The following is a 16,458-nucleotide window of genomic DNA, read 5'->3' as shown; positions in this document are numbered from 1 at the left end:
CGGGAACGCAATCGAGCTGTTCCACACCGGAACGCGACTTCAGAATCAGCCAGCGAAGTATCGATACCCCAGCCATCCCGCCAGCGAGGCCGAAGCGACCCAGATGCAAGCGATGATCACCGCCGCGATACGGCTCACCGGCCTGTCAGCGGCAAGGGCGGCGGCCTCCCGGTGTTCCGCCATCACCTCGGGCGGTATCATCTTGACGACCGCAAGGATACCCAAGGGGACCAGGATCGCGTCGTCGAGGTAGCCAATCACCGGGATGAAATCGGGGATCAGGTCGATTGGAGACAAGGCGTAACCTGCGACACACACGGCAAGCGCCTTGGCGTACCACGGCGTTCGGGGATCACGCGCGGCAAGGTAGAGCGCATGCACGTCGCGCTTGATCGTTCGCGCCCACTGGTTCAATGACGCAGCCATTGGATGACCTTAGCGCTAAACGACAATGCGCTGATAGCTCGATCAACCGGTCACTGCCGGCTATCGGGCCGTTTTATCGCACGGAGCCCGTGACGGTCCGGTCAATATCTGGAACGGATTTGCGTTCGTTGCCGGCAAGTGCCGCGATGATCAGCAGGCTGGCAACGACCGGGACAAACAGGATGGCAACGCGGGCTTGCACATAAAAAATCGCGCGCCATTCATTGCGCTTGTCGGGGCTGTCGCTCATCATACTCACTTTGTCAGACCCCCCGGAGCGGGACATAGCCGCGAACGGTTAAGCAACTCCTTACGACTTTGTTAATGGGCGGAATTGAGGCGGAGTTCTCGGTGACCCGCGCCTTCCTAGTTCGGGGCAGGCATGCGATTCTGCCGGGATGATTCGGGAGATCGAGACCGCGATGCTCTTTCGTACGACAGCACTTGCGGCTTTGGTCTTCACCACCTCGGCGCAGGCCGCCGACATGGCCTTCTTCATCAAGAACCTGCGCAAGGAAGCGGTTGCGGTCGAGCTCTTCAGCCGCGAACGCGAAACGGTCTGGCCGGGCAACGACAAGGTGTTCCTGATCGATCCCGGCTCGCAGAAATCCGTGCCGCTGTCGTGCAATCAGGGCGAGCACATCTGCTACGGCGCCTGGGTCGATGGCAACGACAGCATTTCCGCCGGCGTCGGACCGGACAATGACCAGCCCTGCGACACCTGCTGCTTTATCTGCGTGGAGCACTCGACCGAGACGATCGACCTGGTGCCATAGGGGAGACGCACGCCGATATCCCCAAAATCAGTTCGGGAATTGTTGCAATCATCCCTTTAGCGATTCAATGCGGCATGCGATGGTTGCTCCGCGGCCGGATGGGCCGCTACTTCAGGGGGTTACCATGTTTTATACCTATGCGCGCCGCACGCTGGTCGCGCTTTCTCTCGTCATGGTGTTCGCGCCGGCGGCACATGCCGACGATGTCACCTTTGCCATCAAGAACAGCCATCCCAACGCCATGCGCGTCGAGCTCTACAGCCAGGACCGTGACTATGTCTGGCCGGGTGAGGACAAGGATTTCTACCTCGACGACGGCGAGACCAAGCAGCTGCCGATATCCTGCAACGCCGGCGAATCGATCTGCTACGGCGCCTGGGTCGATGGCGACGAGGGGACCTATTGGGGTGTCGGCCCCGGCAACAAGGAAAAATGCGAGGATTGCTGCTATACCTGCAACGGCGGCGAAACCGAGGAGATCAATCTGGTCCCCTGACCGGGTTGCCAGCTTGACGGTCCTCTTGCCGAACCCATAGACCAATTCCAGGAAAAGTGTGGAGCGGCTTTCCGTCCGGAATTGCGTCAAAAGAGAGCCTGCACGAATACCCAGAGCGCCGCGCCGGTTGACGCGACGCGCTTCAGGCAGAAGGAGCACGGCAATGGCCGGTATGGTCGAAGGCGACAAGATCGACGTCGGGTTTTCCGGCAGGCGCTGCATCCATTCGCGAAACTGTGTGCTCGGCGATCCGCATGTCTTCGTGCCCAACGCTCCGGGCCAGTGGATTCATCCCGAGGCGGCAAGCGTCGAGAAGATCGTCGCCATCGCCGAAAGCTGCCCCTCGGGCGCCATCACTTACATCAGGAAGGATGGTGGGCCGCAGGAGCAGCCGCCGGTGGTCAACACCGTTCGGTTGCGGGAAAACGGACCGCTGGCCGTGCACGCCGAGATCGTGCTCGACGGCGAAACGTTTTACCGCGCCACGCTGTGCCGCTGCGGCGCGTCCGAAAACAAGCCGTTCTGCGACGGCAGCCACAACAAATCAGGTTTTGCCGCCACCGGCGAACCGCCGCTGAAGGACACGCCGGCGCTCGAGGCGAGGAACGGCCCGCTGACGGTGACGCCGACCACCAACGGCCCGCTCAAGCTCGAAGGCAATGTCGAGATCGTCACCGGCACCGGCCACACGGTCGATCGTACCCGACGCACCTTCCTCTGCCGCTGTGGCCATTCCGCCAACAAGCCGTTTTGCGATGGAACGCACAAGAAGGTGGGGTTTGTCGGGTAGCCAGCGGGTAGTCGTTTTGGCTTACCCGCCAGGGCGGCGATCCTTCACACCCCCCTCTGTCCTGCCGGACAGAGGGGGGTGCTGTCCCGCTGACCTTGCTTGTTCCCGACAACAACCACGCCTGGTGGCCCAGCGCTCGCGGCTTTATTGCCCGCTCCGTATCGGCTAAGGGCAGGGGCACATAAATTCGCCAGCCGGACCGCCGCAAAAGATGATCACCAAGACCAAGCCAAGGCCGCTGTTCCTCGGGATCGACACCGGCGGCACCTATACCGATGCCGTGCTGTGGTCCGAGACGGAAGGCAAGCAAGAGGGGCCCAACAAGGGCAAGGTGCTGGCCAAGGCCAAGGCGCTGACCACACGGCATGATCTGGCCGTCGGAATTTCCGGCGCCGTCGACGCGGTGCTGCTGAAGGCCGGCACCGATCCCGCCGCCATCAAGCTGGTTTCGATGTCGACGACGCTAGCCACCAACGCATTGGTCGAGGGCCAGGGCGGCCGCGTCGCGCTGGTGATGATCGGCTTTTCCGAGGGAGACCTCGCCCGCGACGGACTGAAAGCCGCACTCGGCACCGACCCGGTGGTTTTTTGCCCGGGCGGCCACGACGTGCACGGCAATGCCGCCAAGCTCGATCTGTCCGGGCTGGAAATGGCGCTGCCGGAACTCGGCGCCTCTGTGTCCGGCTTTGCCGTCTGCGCCTATTTCGCCACCCGCAATCCGGCGCACGAGATCGCCGCCCGCGAGCTGATCCGCGAAAAGACCGGCCTGCCGGTCACATCAAGCCACGAACTGTCTGCCAAGCTCGGCGGCCCTCGCCGGGCGCTGACCACGCTGCTCAACGCCAGGCTGATCTCGATGATCGACCGGCTGGTGGCGGCGACCGAAGGCTTCCTCGAGCAGCGCAACATCGCGGCACCGCTGATGGTGGTGCGTGGCGACGGCGCGCTGGTTTCGGCGGCGTTCGCCCGCCAGCGGCCGATCGAGACCATCCTCTCCGGCCCGGCCGCCAGCCTGGTCGGCGCCCGCCACATGACCGGGCTCGACAATGCCATGGTGTCCGACATCGGCGGCACCACCACCGACGTCGCCGTGCTCGACGGCGGCCGGCCGCGGCTCGATCCGGAAGGCGCCACCGTCGGCGGCTTCCGCACCATGGTCGAGGCCGTCGCCATGCGCACCTTCGGCCTCGGCGGCGATTCCGAAGTGACGCTGGAGGATGGCGCGCTCAACCCGAAAATACTGCTCGGACCGCGCCGCCTGGTGCCGCTGGCGCTGGCCGGCATGGCGCATGGCAATGCCGTCACATTGGAACTCGAACGTCAGCTGCGGGCGCCCAATCCCGGCCGCATGGACGGCCGCTTCGCGGTGCGCACCGGCGTGCCGGACCGGCTCGCCGCGGGACTGACCGGCGCCGAAGCCCGGCTCTACGAGATGATCGGTGCCACGCCGGTCGCCATCGACAGGCTTTTGACCTCGAACGCGCAGAACGCGACGCTGAACCGGCTGGTGTCGCGCGGGCTGGTGCATATCGCCGGCTTCACGCCGTCGGACGCCGCCCATGTGCTGGGCAAGCAGGCGAACTGGGATCCGGTCGCGACTCGCCTCGGCGCCGAGCTGTTCGCGCGCAAGCGCGACGGCCGTGGCCAGCCGATCGCCGCTTCGCCGGAAGCGATCTCGGAGCGCGTGCTGGTGACGCTGACGCGCTGGTCGGCCGAATATATTCTCGAAACCGCCTTTGCCGAGGACGGGCTCGACGGGGCGTCGACGGTGGCGCACGCGCTGGTGCAGCGCGCCGTCGACGCGCATCCCGGCATCGCTCGCCTGAGCGTCGCGCTCGACCGCCCGGTCATCGGCCTCGGCGCCTCGGCGCCGCTGCACTATGCGGGGCTACCGCCCTTGATCGGCAATGAGTGCGTGGTGCCGGAAGATACCGATGTCGCCAATGCGCTCGGCGCCGTCGTCGGTCAGGTCAGGGTGTCGGCCGAGGCGCGGGTCAGCCAGCCCAAGGAAGGGCTGTTTCGTCTCGCCTCGGGTGAAACCGTGCGCGATTTCCTCGACGAGGCGGCGGCGATCGCGGCGGCCGAGGCCGATGTCCGCGCCATCGTCGCGGAGCGCGCGAAGGAAGCCGGCACCGACAGCGCCGAAATCGACGTCGCAACCGAATTCCGCGTCTCGACCGTCGAAGCCCAGCGCATGTTCATCGAGGCGCATGTGGTGGCGGTGGCGTCTGGACGGCCAAGGATTGCGGTGTGAGCGCGACATCTCCTCCCTCGAGGGGGAGATGTCGCCGAAGGCGACAGAGGGGGTCGGTCCGACCGGGCGCGATCTTCAGCCAGAGACGAGGTTGGCGCTCCACGCGCGGCGACCCCCTCTGGCCTGCCGGCCATCTCCCCTCGATGGGCCCTCGACCGGAGAGATTGGCAGCTGCGCCGGCCGCTTAAATACGCCACCTTCACCCTAAGCTGAATTGACCCTGCCACCCTGACATGCCAAAGGCCCGCAAAGCCTTTCATCTGGAGTAGCCTGATGACCGATCGCATCGAGATCGCCGGATTGCGGATCGCCCGCGAGCTGCATGAGTTCGTGGCCAAGGAAGCGCTGCCCGGCACCGGCATCGAAGCGGACGCCTTCTGGAACGGGTTTTCAGCCATCGTCCATGACCTGGCGCCGAAGAACCGGGTACTGCTCGAAAAACGCGGCGCCATGCAGGAAAAGCTCGACGGCTGGTATCGCGAGAATGGCGCGCCCGTCGACATGGAGGCCTACAAGGGCTTCCTCAGGGAGATCGGCTATCTCCTCCCCGAAGGTCCGGCTTTCAGCGTGTCGACCGACAATGTCGACCCGGAAATCGCAGTCGTTGCCGGCCCGCAGCTGGTGGTGCCGGTGATGAATGCGCGTTATGCGCTGAACGCCGCCAATGCGCGCTGGGGCTCGCTCTACGACGCGCTCTACGGCACCGACGCGATCCCAGAGACGGACGGCGCCGAGAAGGGCGGGAAATTCAACCCGGCGCGCGGGGCCAAGGTCGTCGCCTGGACAAAGGGCTTTCTCGACGAGGCTGCCCCGCTCACCTCGGGCAAGTGGGCAGGCGTGAACGGCCTGTCGGTGGCCAATGGCGCGCTGAAGCTCGGCGCCGGCGCCGGCTCGACCACGCTGGCCAACCCGAAACAATTCGTCGGCCATCGCGGCGACGCCGCCAATCCGGGTGCCGTGCTGCTGGTCAGGAACGGCCTGCACATCGAGATCGTGATCGACCGCAACAACCAGATCGGCCGCACCGATCCGGCAGGCGTCGCCGATGTCATTCTGGAATCGGCGTTGACCACCATCCAGGATTGCGAGGATTCGGTCGCGGCGGTGGATGCGCAGGACAAGGTCGTCGTCTACCGCAACTGGCTCGGCCTGATGAAGGGCGACCTGGCGGAAGAGATCACCAAGGGCGGCAAGAGTTTTGTCCGCAGGCTCAACCCCGACCGCTCCTACGCCGCCCCTGACGGCGGCACGCTGACCGTGCCTGGCCGCTCGCTGATGCTGGTCAGGAATGTCGGTCACCTCATGACCAGCCCGGCAATCCTTGACCGCGACGGCAAGGAGGTGCCGGAAGGCATCATGGATGCGGCGATGACGGCGCTGATCGCGCTGCACGATGTCGGGCCTGAGGGGCGGCGGATGAACTCTCGCGCGGGCTCGATGTATGTCGTGAAACCCAAGATGCACGGGCCGGAGGAAGTCGCCTTCGCCGTCGAGATATTCGACCGTGTCGAGGCCCTGCTCGGCATGGCCAGGAACACCATCAAGATGGGCATCATGGACGAGGAACGGCGCACCACCGTCAACCTCAAGGAGGCCATCCGCGCCGCGAAAGAGCGCGTGGTGTTCATCAACACCGGCTTCCTCGACCGCACCGGCGACGAGATACACACCTCGATGGAAGCCGGCCCGATGATCCGCAAGGGCGACATGAAGCAGGCCGCCTGGATTTCCGCCTACGAGGCCTGGAATGTCGACACCGGGCTCGAATGCGGCCTGGCCGGCCGTGCCCAGATCGGCAAGGGCATGTGGGCGATGCCGGATCTGATGGCGGCGATGCTGGTCGAGAAGATCGCCCACCCCAAGGCCGGCGCCAACACCGCCTGGGTGCCGTCGCCGACGGCGGCGACGCTGCACGCCACCCACTACCACAAGGTCGATGTGCATGCCGTGCAGGCGGCGCTGAAGAGCCGGCCCAAGGCGAAGCTCGATGACATCCTGTCGGTGCCGGTGGCGGTTCGGCCGAACTGGACGCCGGACGAGATCCAGCGCGAACTCGACAACAACGCGCAAGGCATTCTCGGCTACGTCGTGCGCTGGATCGACCAGGGCGTCGGCTGTTCGAAAGTGCCAGACATCAACGATGTCGGGCTGATGGAAGACCGTGCCACGCTGCGCATCTCCTCGCAGCACATCGCCAACTGGCTGCGCCACCATGTCTGCTCGCGCATCCAGGTGATGGATGCCTTGCAGCGCATGGCGACCATCGTCGACCGGCAGAATGTCGGCGATCCGCTCTACCGCCCGATGGCGCCCGACTTCGACAACTCGATCGCCTTCCAGGCGGCCTGCGACCTCGTGTTCAAGGGCAGCAATCAGCCCAACGGCTACACCGAGCCGGTGCTGCACGCGCGACGGCTGGAATTGAAGGCGAAGCAGGGCTGAACAGGCACAAGCGGCGGCGAAATTGTCGTCGACGGTCTTGATCGGCTGGGGTTTTTCTTCTCGACCAGCGGCTGCTGCCGTCAATGGGCGGCAGGTCTTCGACCCTGCTGCCGGCCAGAGAGAAGGCCTTAGGAAGCTGTGTGGTCCAGGAGCCGAATGGTGGGATCGCGGCGGTATTCGGAGTTGACGCGATCGACGCCTTCCACCGTAATCGCGATCGTCCCGTTTTCCACTCTTGCTATCCAGCCTTTTGCTTTTAGATACCAGAGATGAAACTCGAGATGTTCTCGCGGACAGCCTGACAAGCGTTCGAGTTCTACATCTCCGATCCCAGGGTTGGTGACGTCGTGACGGCGCTTCGCGTAAAGCAGCGAGAGCAGTTTGGCCTGGATCACGACATCCCGCTCGATGCCTTTGGTGTTGCTGGCTTCCTCGGTCAACTCGCGGCGAAGGCCGGCGTGGTCTTTATACGCGATGTCATATTGAGCGCGCTTGACCGGATCCTTGAGCGTATTGTGGGCTTCCACGATTTCGCTGAAGCGCGCTTCATCGCCAGTCTGCTGATTGTCTGGATGATAGCGCATCGCAAAATAGCGGAATATGCGCTCCAGCGTCTCCGAGTTGGCGTTCGGGCTGACTTCCAAAACTTCGTAATAGTCTATGAACATAGCGGTACACCCTCTGCTGCCACCATATTCGTATTGTCTGAATAAGGAATGTCCAATGCAGCAGCCAAGGCTTTAGTCCGGCATCGACGACGGCCACGCTTCTGGACGAGGAAAAAAGGGCCGGCGCCCGTTCGGTGGGGGCCGTTGGGTGGTGAGGACGCCGGCCAAGCGGACAATCAGGTCCGCCGCACCGCAGAGATGGTCGATTCGTAAGGGAATGGTTATGGCGTGATCGCGGAAGGCAACGTGGCGTTGCCAACGCGACGAGGCGCGCATCTTGATCCCGTAAGCTTGCAAATTTGCTAAATTAGTGAAAACTTAACTAACGGGTGGTCAAGCGGGTGGCAAAACGATGTATTTTCCGCGGTTCCTGGTGGGCATGTCCGCCACCACAATCATCGTGGCGATCTGGGCCTACATTGAAGCCGGATCGGTCTGGGTGGCGTTCGGATGGGCCATTCTTGCAATGGTCGTGCTTCAGGTGGGATATTTCGGCCTCGTGGTTCACTTGATATTCAGGCGAGCACCGGAAGTGTCCGACGCCCGTGCGACGCCGGCAGACCCAACGTCACCGTTGATGTTGTGGCCCTGGTGAATGGTCGTCCGGCAGGGTCGGCTTGACCCATTACATGCTGCCGGATTTTCGACGGCAGGGACCAAGATCACAACCGCAAGCATAGTGATCGGCAGTCAGCAGCCTACGCGGCCTGCGCCATGCGCTCCGAACTCATGCGGTAGGAAATTGCCTCTGCCAGGTGGATGCGGCCGACGGTTTCGCTGGTGTCGAGATCGGCCAGCGTGCGCGCCACCTTCAGCACCCGGTGGTAAGCCCGTGCCGAAAAGGCGAGCTTTTCGCTGGCGTCCTTGAGCAGCGAGAGGCCGGCGGCGTCGGGCATGGCGATCTCCTCGATGACAGAGGGCGAGCAATGCGCGTTGGTGGTGGCGCGGGTGGCGCCGAGCCGTTCGAAGCGCTCGCGCTGGATGGTGCGGGCGCGCGCCACGCGCAGCGCCACATCGGCGCTTTTCTCCGCCCGGTCGGGCCGGATCAGATCGCTGGCCGAGACCGCCGGCACCTCGATCCGGAGATCGATGCGGTCGAGCAGCGGGCCCGAGATGCGCGCCTGGTAGTCGGTGCGGCAGCGCTCGCCGCGCAGGCAGCGATAGCCCGGCTCGCCAGCCATGCCGCAGCGGCACGGGTTCATCGCCGCGACCAGTTGAATGCGCGCCGGATAGGTGACGCGATGATTGGCGCGCGCGATCATGCAGTCGCCGGTCTCGAGCGGCTGGCGCAGCGCATCGAGCGTCTGCGGCGTGAATTCGGGAAACTCGTCGAGAAACAGCACTCCATGATGGGCGAGCGACACTTCGCCCGGCCGTGCGCGGATGCCACCGCCGACCATCGCCGCCATCGAGGCCGAATGGTGCGGCGCGCGGAACGGCCGCCGGTCGGTCAACTTGCCTTCGCCGAGTTCTCCCGCCACCGAGGCGATCATCGAGACCTCAAGCAATTCCTTCGGCGCCAGCGGCGGCAGGATCGACGGCAGCCGCTGCGCCAGCATCGATTTGCCCGAGCCGGGCGGCCCGATCATCAGAAGGTTATGCCCCCCGGCCGCAGCCACTTCCAGCGCCCGCTTGGCGGTCTCCTGGCCCTTGATGTCGGCAAGGTCGGGCAGGTCGCGCGCCGCGGCGTGGATGCCGGCTTCCGGCCGCGACAGCACCTGCGTGCCGCGAAAATGATTGGCGATAGCGATCAGGCTGCGCGGCGCCAGAATGTCGATTTCCTTGCCTGCCCAGGCCGCTTCCGGCCCGCAGGCAAATGGGCAGATCAGGCCCTTGCCCTCTGCATTGGCGGCGATCGCCGCAGGCAAGGCGCCGGCGACCGCGGCAATCGTGCCGTCGAGCGACAATTCGCCGAGCACGACATAGCCGGCCAGCATGTCGCCGGGAATCGCGCCAAGGGCCGCCATCAGGCCGAGCGCGATTGGCAGGTCGTAATGGCTGCCCTCCTTCGGCAGGTCGGCGGGCGCCAGATTGACCGTGACCTTCTTCGACGGCATCGACAGGCCCGATGCATGCAGCGCCGCCTGCACCCGCTCGCGGCTTTCCGCCACCGCCTTGTCGCCAAGGCCGACTATATGCATGTTGACCTTGCCGGGCGCGATCATCACCTGCACGTCGACCGGCACGGCCTCGATGCCCTGGAAAGCGACCGTGCGAACCCGCGCCACCATTTTCCCACCCCGAATGTGGGCTTGCCCGAGCCCGCGCTGTTAGGGCGTTAGAGCCCCTTTGGCGAGACAATCACAATTCCCCGGCCAAATCAAGAACATTACAGGAACACGTTAGCGCGCAGGTTGCAACCGAATAGAGCTCGGTTGCAAAAAGCGGAACATGATTAAGACCAAATGAAGACGGTTACTTCCGTCGCTTGTCCTCGACCGCGTCCCAGAACAGGCTGGCGATGTCGGCGCCGCCGAAGCGCTGCACTTCGCGCACGCCGGTCGGCGAGGTCACGTTGATCTCGGTCATGTAGTCGCCGATGACATCGATTCCGACGAGGATGAAGCCGCGCTCTTTCAGCGCCGGCCCGATGCGGGCGCAAATCTCGCGCTCGCGTTCCGTCAGCTCGGTCTTTTCGGCGCGGCCGCCGACATGCATGTTGGAGCGGGAATCGTGTTCGGCCGGCACCCGGTTGATGGCACCGACCGGTTCGCCGTCGATCAGGATGATGCGCTTGTCGCCCTTGCGAACGTCCTTCAGATAGCGCTGCACGATATAGGGCTCGCGGAACATCTGGCCGAACATTTCGAGCAGCGAGGCAAGGTTGCGGTCGGCCTCGTGCAGATGGAAGATGCCGGCGCCGCCATTGCCGTAGAGCGGCTTGATGATGATGTCGCCGAACTCCTTGCGGAAGGCGGCGACCTCAAGCGGATCCTTGGTGATCAGCGTGTCCGGCATCAGGTCGGCAAATTCGGTGACGAAGATCTTTTCCGGGCTGTTGCGCACCCAGGCCGGATCGTTGACGACCATCGTCTTGGGATGGATGCGTTCGAGGATATGCGTGGTGGTGATGTAGTTCATGTCGAAGGGCGGATCCTGCCTGAGCAGGATGACGTCCATCTCCGACAGATCGGTGCGCACCTTCTCGCCCAGCGAATAGTGGCTGCCCTTCTCGTCGCGCACCTGCATTTCCTCGATGCGGGCAAACACCTTGCCGTCGCGCAGCGACAGCCGCTCGGGCGTGTAGTGGAACAGTTGGTGGCCGCGCCGCTGCGCTTCCAGCGACAGCGCGAACGAGGTGTCGCCGGTGATCGACACGGTGGAGATGTGGTCCATCTGGACGGCGATTTTCAACTTCATGGCGGGTCTCCGGCGGACTCGGATGCGACTGTCTTGCCTGTACAGGCTCACCGTGCGTCTGCCAATCGCGACATTTCCAGGATTGGCATATGCAAGGCGCAAAGCCAGGCCGGCCCCGATCTTGCCGGCCACATGGAGACAAGGCGAGGCGCCGCGTCATCCAGCGGCGGGAAACGACTGAAGACGTGCGTGAAAACAAAGGTTTGACGCACCCCGTCTCGACCTTCCCGAAGGTCATGCGCTTTACCCGTGAAAAATCTATTTCGCGATACGTTTCCTAAAGGGTTTGCTGCCAGTCTCGAAATAAATTCCGACGTCACAAAACAGGGACACCGATGCAAACTTCGTTTGGCACCGGTCAGGCAAACAGGGAGAGCACGGATCTGGCATTCACAGATCCGTTGACCGGGCTTGGCAACCATCGCCGCTTCTTCGACAAGGTCGATCGCCTGATCAGCGACCGTGCCGACGACCCCGCGCCCTTCACCGTCGGCATCCTCGACCTGGACGGCTTCAAGCCGATCAACGACCTGTTCGGACACAAGGCCGGTGACGACATCCTGATCCAGGTAGCGATGCGGCTGCGCGCCTCGATGGACGACTATTCCACGGTCTGCCGCATCGGCGCCGACGAATACGCTTTTCTGTATCCGATGGTGTTCAGCGAGGAGGCGGCGGCTGAAAAATCCCGCATGCTGATCGAGATACTGTCGGCGCCCTATGATGTCGGCGAACGCACCGCCAGGCTCACGGCTTCGGTAGGCTGCTCGCTGTTCTATTCGGGTGACGAGACCACCGAGATTCTCATCAACAAGGCGGAAACGGCGCTCTATCACGCCAAGCGCTCCGGGCGTGGCCGCGTCGTCGTCTACACCCGCGAGATGGAAGAGGCGGCCAAGCGCGTCACCCGCATCGAACAGGCGCTGCGCCGCGCCGTCTCGGCCGGCGAGGTGGAGCCGCATTTCCAGCCGATCGTCGACCTCAACACGCGCCGCACCATCGGCTTCGAGACGCTGGCGCGTTGGACCGATCGCGACCTGGGCTCCGTGCCGCCCACCGTCTTCATCCCCATCGCCGAGGAGCGCGGCATCATCGGCCCGCTGTCGCAGCTGGTGCTGCGCAAGGCGACCGAGGCGGCCCGGAGCTGGCCGAAGGACCTGTTCCTGTCGTTCAACCTGTCGCCCTCGCAGCTCGTCGACCAGAATACCGGCCTGCATATACTGGCGATCCTCGAGCGAACCGGCTTCGATCCGCGCCGGCTGGAGATCGAGATCACCGAGACCGGCCTGATGAACGATCCTGCCTCGGCGGCGCAGATCGTCGAAGACCTGCGTCGCGTCGGCATCCGTGTCTCGCTCGACGATTTCGGCACCGGCCAGTCCTCGCTCGGCCGCTTGCGCGAATTCCATTTCGATAAGCTCAAGATCGATCGCGCCTTCGTCTCCTCCATTCTCAACGACCGTCCGTCGGAACACATCATCCGCGCCATTCTCGCCATGTGCGAGGGGCTCGGCATGGACGTCGTCGCCGAAGGCATCGAGCAGGAAGCACAGGCCGACCGTCTGGTCCAGTTCGGCTGCGCCGGCGGGCAAGGCTATCTGTTCGGCAAGCCGGTCGATGCCGACGCCACGCTAGGCTATCTCCGCGATTCTTTCCGCGGCGCCCTGCGCGCCAACGCGATCTGACCGGCGATCTCGAACCGCCGCCAATCCCGACGATGCCGCTGTCCGCAATCCAGTGCGGCGCATTGTCGTTTTGTCTGACATATGCCCAAAATCCGACCGTTCGCCCTTGCCCACGCTGCTTGCGTGGCTAGGATGCGCGCCGGTCTGACTACAGCGCCGCGCGTCCTTCAGGACGTGCAAGGACGCTGTAGCACTTTATATTCGCGCATGATCCCTTTCCGAAAATCGGTCCGATTTCGGGGTCAGGCTGGGAGACGAGAGAGATGATGCCATCGGCGCATTTTGCCGACCTCGAAGGCGCCTCGGTGCTGATCACCGGCGGCGGCTCCGGAATTGGCGCGGCACTGACCGAGGGTTTTGTGCGCCAGGGCGCCAATGTCGCCTTCATCGACATCGCCGACGGGCCAAGCACGATACTTGTCGACCGCATCGAGAAAGAGTTCGGCAAACGGCCACTCTATCTCAAGACCGATCTGCGCGACGTCGAGGCCTTGCGGGCGTCGGCTCTCAGGGCGGCCGAGGCGCATGGCGATGTCACCGTGCTGGTCAACAATGCCGCATGGGACGAACGCCACGCCGTCGAGGACGTGACGGTCGAGTTCTGGGACAACAACCAGGCAATCAATCTGCGGCCGCATTTCTTCACCGCGCAAGTGGTGGCGCCCGGCATGAAGCGGGCCGGCGGCGGCTCGATCATCAACTTCACCTCGACATCCTATCTCATCAACCACCCCGACATGCCGTCCTACACGGCCGCCAAGGCCGGCATCCTCGGCCTCACCAAGGGGCTGGCCGGCAAGCTCGGCGTCGACGGCATCCGCGTCAACGCCATTGCGCCGGGCTGGGTGATCACCGAGCGGCAGAAAGAACTCTGGGTGACCGAACAGGCGCTTGCCGCCCATGTCGCCAAGCAGTGCATCAAGCAGGTCATGCAGCCGGACGACATCGTCGGCACCGTGCTGTTCCTCGCCTCGGACGCCTCGCGCATGCTGACCGCGCAGATGCTGATCGTCGATGGAGGTTTCCTGTGAGCCCTGGGTTTGCCAGCAACGCGCCGGCGGTAGCGGCCGTCGACTGGGGCACGACCCGCATGAGGGTCTGGCTGATCGACGGGCAAGGCAAGGTGCTAGCCGAACGCCGTGGCGACGATGGCCTGATCACTGCCCAGCAAAAGGGCTTTTCGACTATTCTCGAAGGGCATCTCGCGGCGATGGGAGCACCGGGAGCGCTGCCCGTCATCATCTGCGGCATGGCCGGGTCTCGCCAGGGCTGGCTTGAGGCGCCCTACGTCACCGTGCCGGCGCCGCTCAGTGCCATTCTCGGCGGCGCTGCCAAGGTGCCCGGCCAGAGCCGCGACATCCGCATCGTTCCTGGCCTCGCCCAGCGGCTGGCCGACGCGCCCGACGTCATGCGGGGCGAGGAAACGCAGCTCGCCGGCACCGGCCTGCCGGCCAAGGGACGCCAGCTGGTCTGCATGCCCGGCACCCATTCGAAATGGGTGCTGGTCGAGGACGGCGCCGTCGCCGGTTTCGGCACCTGGCCGACCGGCGAGCTGTTTTCCGTGCTTGCCGCGCACTCGATCCTGCGCCATTCGCTCGGCGAACATCCCAAGCCCGTCACATCAGGCAATCCGTTCTTCCGCCGCTGGTGTGAAACCGCATTGGGCGAAGGCGGCGATGTCACCTCGCGGCTGTTTTCCATCCGCGCCGCCGGCCTGCTGCAGGATCTGGAAGCCGACGATGCCGCGGCCTGCCTGTCCGGCCTTCTGATCGGTGGCGAGATCGCCTCGGCCAGCCGCCGTCATGGCGCCGGCGCGGAACCTGTCGTGCTGGTCGCCTCCGGTGCGCTCGCCACGCTTTACGGTGAAGCGCTCGGCCTTGCGGGGCTCGGCGTGCGGGTTGTCGATGCCGACGAGGCGGTGCGTGCCGGGCTCATTGAAGCCGCGCGCGAAAACGGCATGATCGACAGAATTGGAGCAGCCCGATGAGCCAGACCGCACCTTTCCCCAAGCTCAAGCGCGGCTTGGTCGCCATCCTGCGCGGGCTGAAACCGACCGAGGCGATCGCGATCGGCCAGGCACTGTTCGACGCCGGCATCGAGGCGATCGAAGTGCCGCTCAATTCACCGGAGCCGTTCTCTTCGATCGCCAGGATTGTCGAAGTCCTGCCGAAAAAGGCCCTGGTCGGCGCTGGCACGGTGCTGACGCCAGCTGATGTCGATAGCTTGCACATGGCTGGCGGGCGGCTGCTGGTCAGCCCCAACATCGATGCCGAGGTGATGGCGCGTGCGATGCACTATGGCATGGTGACGATGCCCGGCGTGTTCACGCCGACCGAGGCTTTCTTGGCGATCAAGCTTGGCGCCTCGGCCCTGAAATTCTTCCCGGCGAGCGTGCTCGGCGCCGTCGGTATTTCCGCGATGCGCGCGGTGTTGCCGGCGCAAACGGTGGTCGGCGCCGTCGGCGGCGTCTCCGAAAAAGACTTTGCCGGCTACAAGGCCGCGGGTGTGACGGCCTTTGGACTTGGCTCCAGCCTGTTCAAGCCGGGCATGAGTGTCGACGAGGTGGCCGCGCGGGCTCGGGCGGCGGTGACGGCCTGGGATGCAGCATTCGGCGGAGACGCATGATGAGCGAAGCGAGCGTGTCGGTTTTCTCCGATCATATCTGCCAGCTCGGCGAAGGTCCGAGCTACGACCCCGCCACCGATGCGCTGTTCTGGTTCGACATCGTCAACGGCCTTTTGCTGGAGCAGGGCGTCGCCTCCGGCGCGCTGAAGATCCACGAGCTCGGCCAGATGGCGAGCGCGATCGCCATCATCGACGACAAGCGCCAGCTGATTGCCACCGAAACCGGCCTGCAAGTCCGCGACGTGGCGACCGGCAAGCTGACGCTGCATACGGCGATCGAGGCCGACAATGCGCTGACGCGCTCCAACGATTCGCGCGTCCATCCCTGCGGCGCCTTCTGGGTCGGCACGATGGCCAAGGACGAGGCCAAGGGCGCGGGCTCGATCTACTGGTTCTCCAGGGGTGAGCTGCGCAAGCTGTTTTCCGACATCACCGTCTCCAATTCGATCTGCTTTTCGGAAGATGGCGCGCTCGCCTACTACACCGACACCTCGACCGGGTTGCTGATGCGGATTGCCTGCGACCCGGCCACCGGCCTGCCCATCGGCGACCCGAAAATCTTCGTCGATCACCGCTCGTCCAAGGGTTATGTCGACGGCTCGGTCGTCGACCGTGACGGCGTGCTGTGGAACGCCGTCTGGGGCGGTAAGGTGGTCAAGGCCTATTCGCCTGAAGGCGCGCTGCTGCGCGAAATCCCGATGCCGGTGACGCAGCCATCCTGTCCGGCCTTCGTCGGCAAGAACGCCGACCGGCTGGCGGTGACTTCCGCCTGGAAGGGCAAGGACGAGAAGCAGCGCCAGCTCGATCCGGAGGCGGGCATGACCTTCCTGCTCGACACCAAGGTCAACGGCCGCTTCGAGCCGCGCGTGCTGATCGCCTGAACTGCATTCCGCGGTCGGCCGATGTGCTGTCACGCAGGTGCCCGCGCCGTGTCGG

Annotated in this window: 16 protein-coding genes; 11 read left to right on the top strand and 5 right to left on the bottom strand. The window is 64.5% G+C overall.

All coding sequences use genetic code 11. From position 1 onward, the window contains the following. Positions 1-45: 45 nt before the first annotated feature. Positions 46-426 carry a YkvA family protein gene (locus NKG99_RS19695; protein WP_352870298.1) on the bottom strand — a complete coding sequence of 127 codons (381 nt, stop codon included), beginning with the start codon at positions 424-426 and terminating at the stop codon, positions 46-48. A gap of 73 nt (positions 427-499) precedes the next feature. Then, positions 500-685, bottom strand: coding sequence for a hypothetical protein (locus tag NKG99_RS19690; RefSeq protein WP_352870324.1), 186 nt, complete (start codon positions 683-685; stop codon positions 500-502). Between the two features lie 163 nt (positions 686-848). Between NKG99_RS19690 and NKG99_RS19685 the strand changes: the two genes are divergently transcribed. The 5 genes from NKG99_RS19685 to NKG99_RS19665 all read left to right on the top strand — a co-directional run bounded on the left by NKG99_RS19685 (position 849) and on the right by NKG99_RS19665 (position 7,184). Further along, positions 849-1,202 carry a hypothetical protein gene (locus NKG99_RS19685; RefSeq protein ID WP_352870297.1) on the top strand — a complete coding sequence of 118 codons (354 nt, stop codon included), beginning with the start codon at positions 849-851 and terminating at the stop codon, positions 1,200-1,202. Positions 1,203-1,326: 124 nt separating this feature from the next. Further along, a complete protein-coding gene (locus NKG99_RS19680) occupies positions 1,327-1,698 on the top strand; it encodes a hypothetical protein (RefSeq protein WP_352870296.1) in 372 nt (123 codons plus the stop codon). A gap of 163 nt (positions 1,699-1,861) precedes the next feature. Next, positions 1,862-2,488, top strand: coding sequence for a CDGSH iron-sulfur domain-containing protein (locus NKG99_RS19675; protein ID WP_352870295.1), 627 nt, complete (start codon positions 1,862-1,864; stop codon positions 2,486-2,488). A gap of 211 nt (positions 2,489-2,699) precedes the next feature. Beyond that, complete coding sequence (locus NKG99_RS19670; RefSeq protein WP_352870294.1) at positions 2,700-4,742, top strand: hydantoinase/oxoprolinase N-terminal domain-containing protein; 2,043 nt, start codon at positions 2,700-2,702, stop codon at positions 4,740-4,742. Between the two features lie 273 nt (positions 4,743-5,015). After that, on the top strand, positions 5,016-7,184 hold the full coding sequence (locus NKG99_RS19665) for a malate synthase G (protein WP_352870293.1): 2,169 nt from the start codon (positions 5,016-5,018) through the stop codon (positions 7,182-7,184). Between the two features lie 128 nt (positions 7,185-7,312). Here the strand turns inward: NKG99_RS19665 and NKG99_RS19660 are convergent, their stop codons facing one another. After that, positions 7,313-7,852, bottom strand: a complete 540-nt coding sequence (locus NKG99_RS19660; protein ID WP_352870292.1) for a DnaJ domain-containing protein — start codon at positions 7,850-7,852, stop codon at positions 7,313-7,315. 352 nt (positions 7,853-8,204) lie between these two features. Between NKG99_RS19660 and NKG99_RS19655 the strand changes: the two genes are divergently transcribed. Next, positions 8,205-8,447: an exopolysaccharide production repressor protein gene (locus tag NKG99_RS19655; protein WP_352870291.1), complete on the top strand. Its 243-nt coding sequence runs from the start codon at positions 8,205-8,207 to the stop codon at positions 8,445-8,447. A 103-nt stretch (positions 8,448-8,550) separates the two neighbouring features. On the opposite strand, the gene NKG99_RS19650 is transcribed toward NKG99_RS19655, so the two are convergent. Together NKG99_RS19650 and gshB are read right to left on the bottom strand one after the other, a co-directional pair. Continuing rightward, the gene (locus NKG99_RS19650) at positions 8,551-10,083 is read right to left on the bottom strand and encodes a YifB family Mg chelatase-like AAA ATPase (protein ID WP_352870290.1); all 1,533 of its coding nucleotides are present in this window, start codon (positions 10,081-10,083) and stop codon (positions 8,551-8,553) included. A gap of 184 nt (positions 10,084-10,267) precedes the next feature. Continuing rightward, a complete protein-coding gene (gshB, locus tag NKG99_RS19645) occupies positions 10,268-11,212 on the bottom strand; it encodes a glutathione synthase (RefSeq protein ID WP_352870289.1) in 945 nt (314 codons plus the stop codon). A gap of 335 nt (positions 11,213-11,547) precedes the next feature. Here gshB and NKG99_RS19640 point away from each other — a divergent pair, with 335 nt between their 5' ends. The 5 genes from NKG99_RS19640 (at position 11,548) to NKG99_RS19620 (ending at position 16,403) form a co-directional block, all read left to right on the top strand. Next, positions 11,548-12,897, top strand: coding sequence for a putative bifunctional diguanylate cyclase/phosphodiesterase (locus NKG99_RS19640; protein WP_352870288.1), 1,350 nt, complete (start codon positions 11,548-11,550; stop codon positions 12,895-12,897). A 263-nt stretch (positions 12,898-13,160) separates the two neighbouring features. Further along, on the top strand, positions 13,161-13,928 hold the full coding sequence (locus NKG99_RS19635; protein ID WP_352870287.1) for an SDR family NAD(P)-dependent oxidoreductase: 768 nt from the start codon (positions 13,161-13,163) through the stop codon (positions 13,926-13,928). Beyond that, positions 13,925-14,884, top strand: coding sequence for a 2-dehydro-3-deoxygalactonokinase (locus NKG99_RS19630; protein ID WP_352870286.1), 960 nt, complete (start codon positions 13,925-13,927; stop codon positions 14,882-14,884). The genes NKG99_RS19635 and NKG99_RS19630 overlap by 4 nt, the downstream gene beginning before the upstream one ends. Then, positions 14,881-15,522 carry a 2-dehydro-3-deoxy-6-phosphogalactonate aldolase gene (locus NKG99_RS19625; protein WP_352870285.1) on the top strand — a complete coding sequence of 214 codons (642 nt, stop codon included), beginning with the start codon at positions 14,881-14,883 and terminating at the stop codon, positions 15,520-15,522. Before NKG99_RS19630 ends, NKG99_RS19625 begins: the two co-directional genes overlap by 4 nt. Further along, the gene (locus NKG99_RS19620; protein ID WP_352870284.1) at positions 15,522-16,403 is read left to right on the top strand and encodes an SMP-30/gluconolactonase/LRE family protein; all 882 of its coding nucleotides are present in this window, start codon (positions 15,522-15,524) and stop codon (positions 16,401-16,403) included. The genes NKG99_RS19625 and NKG99_RS19620 overlap by 1 nt, the downstream gene beginning before the upstream one ends. The last annotated feature ends 55 nt before the right edge of the window (positions 16,404-16,458 follow it).

This window comes from Mesorhizobium sp. M1409, from assembly GCF_040317535.1.
Taxonomy (GTDB): domain Bacteria; phylum Pseudomonadota; class Alphaproteobacteria; order Rhizobiales; family Rhizobiaceae; genus Mesorhizobium.
Note: the sequence above shows the minus strand (reverse complement) of the source record. Positions and strands in the feature narration are given on the sequence as shown.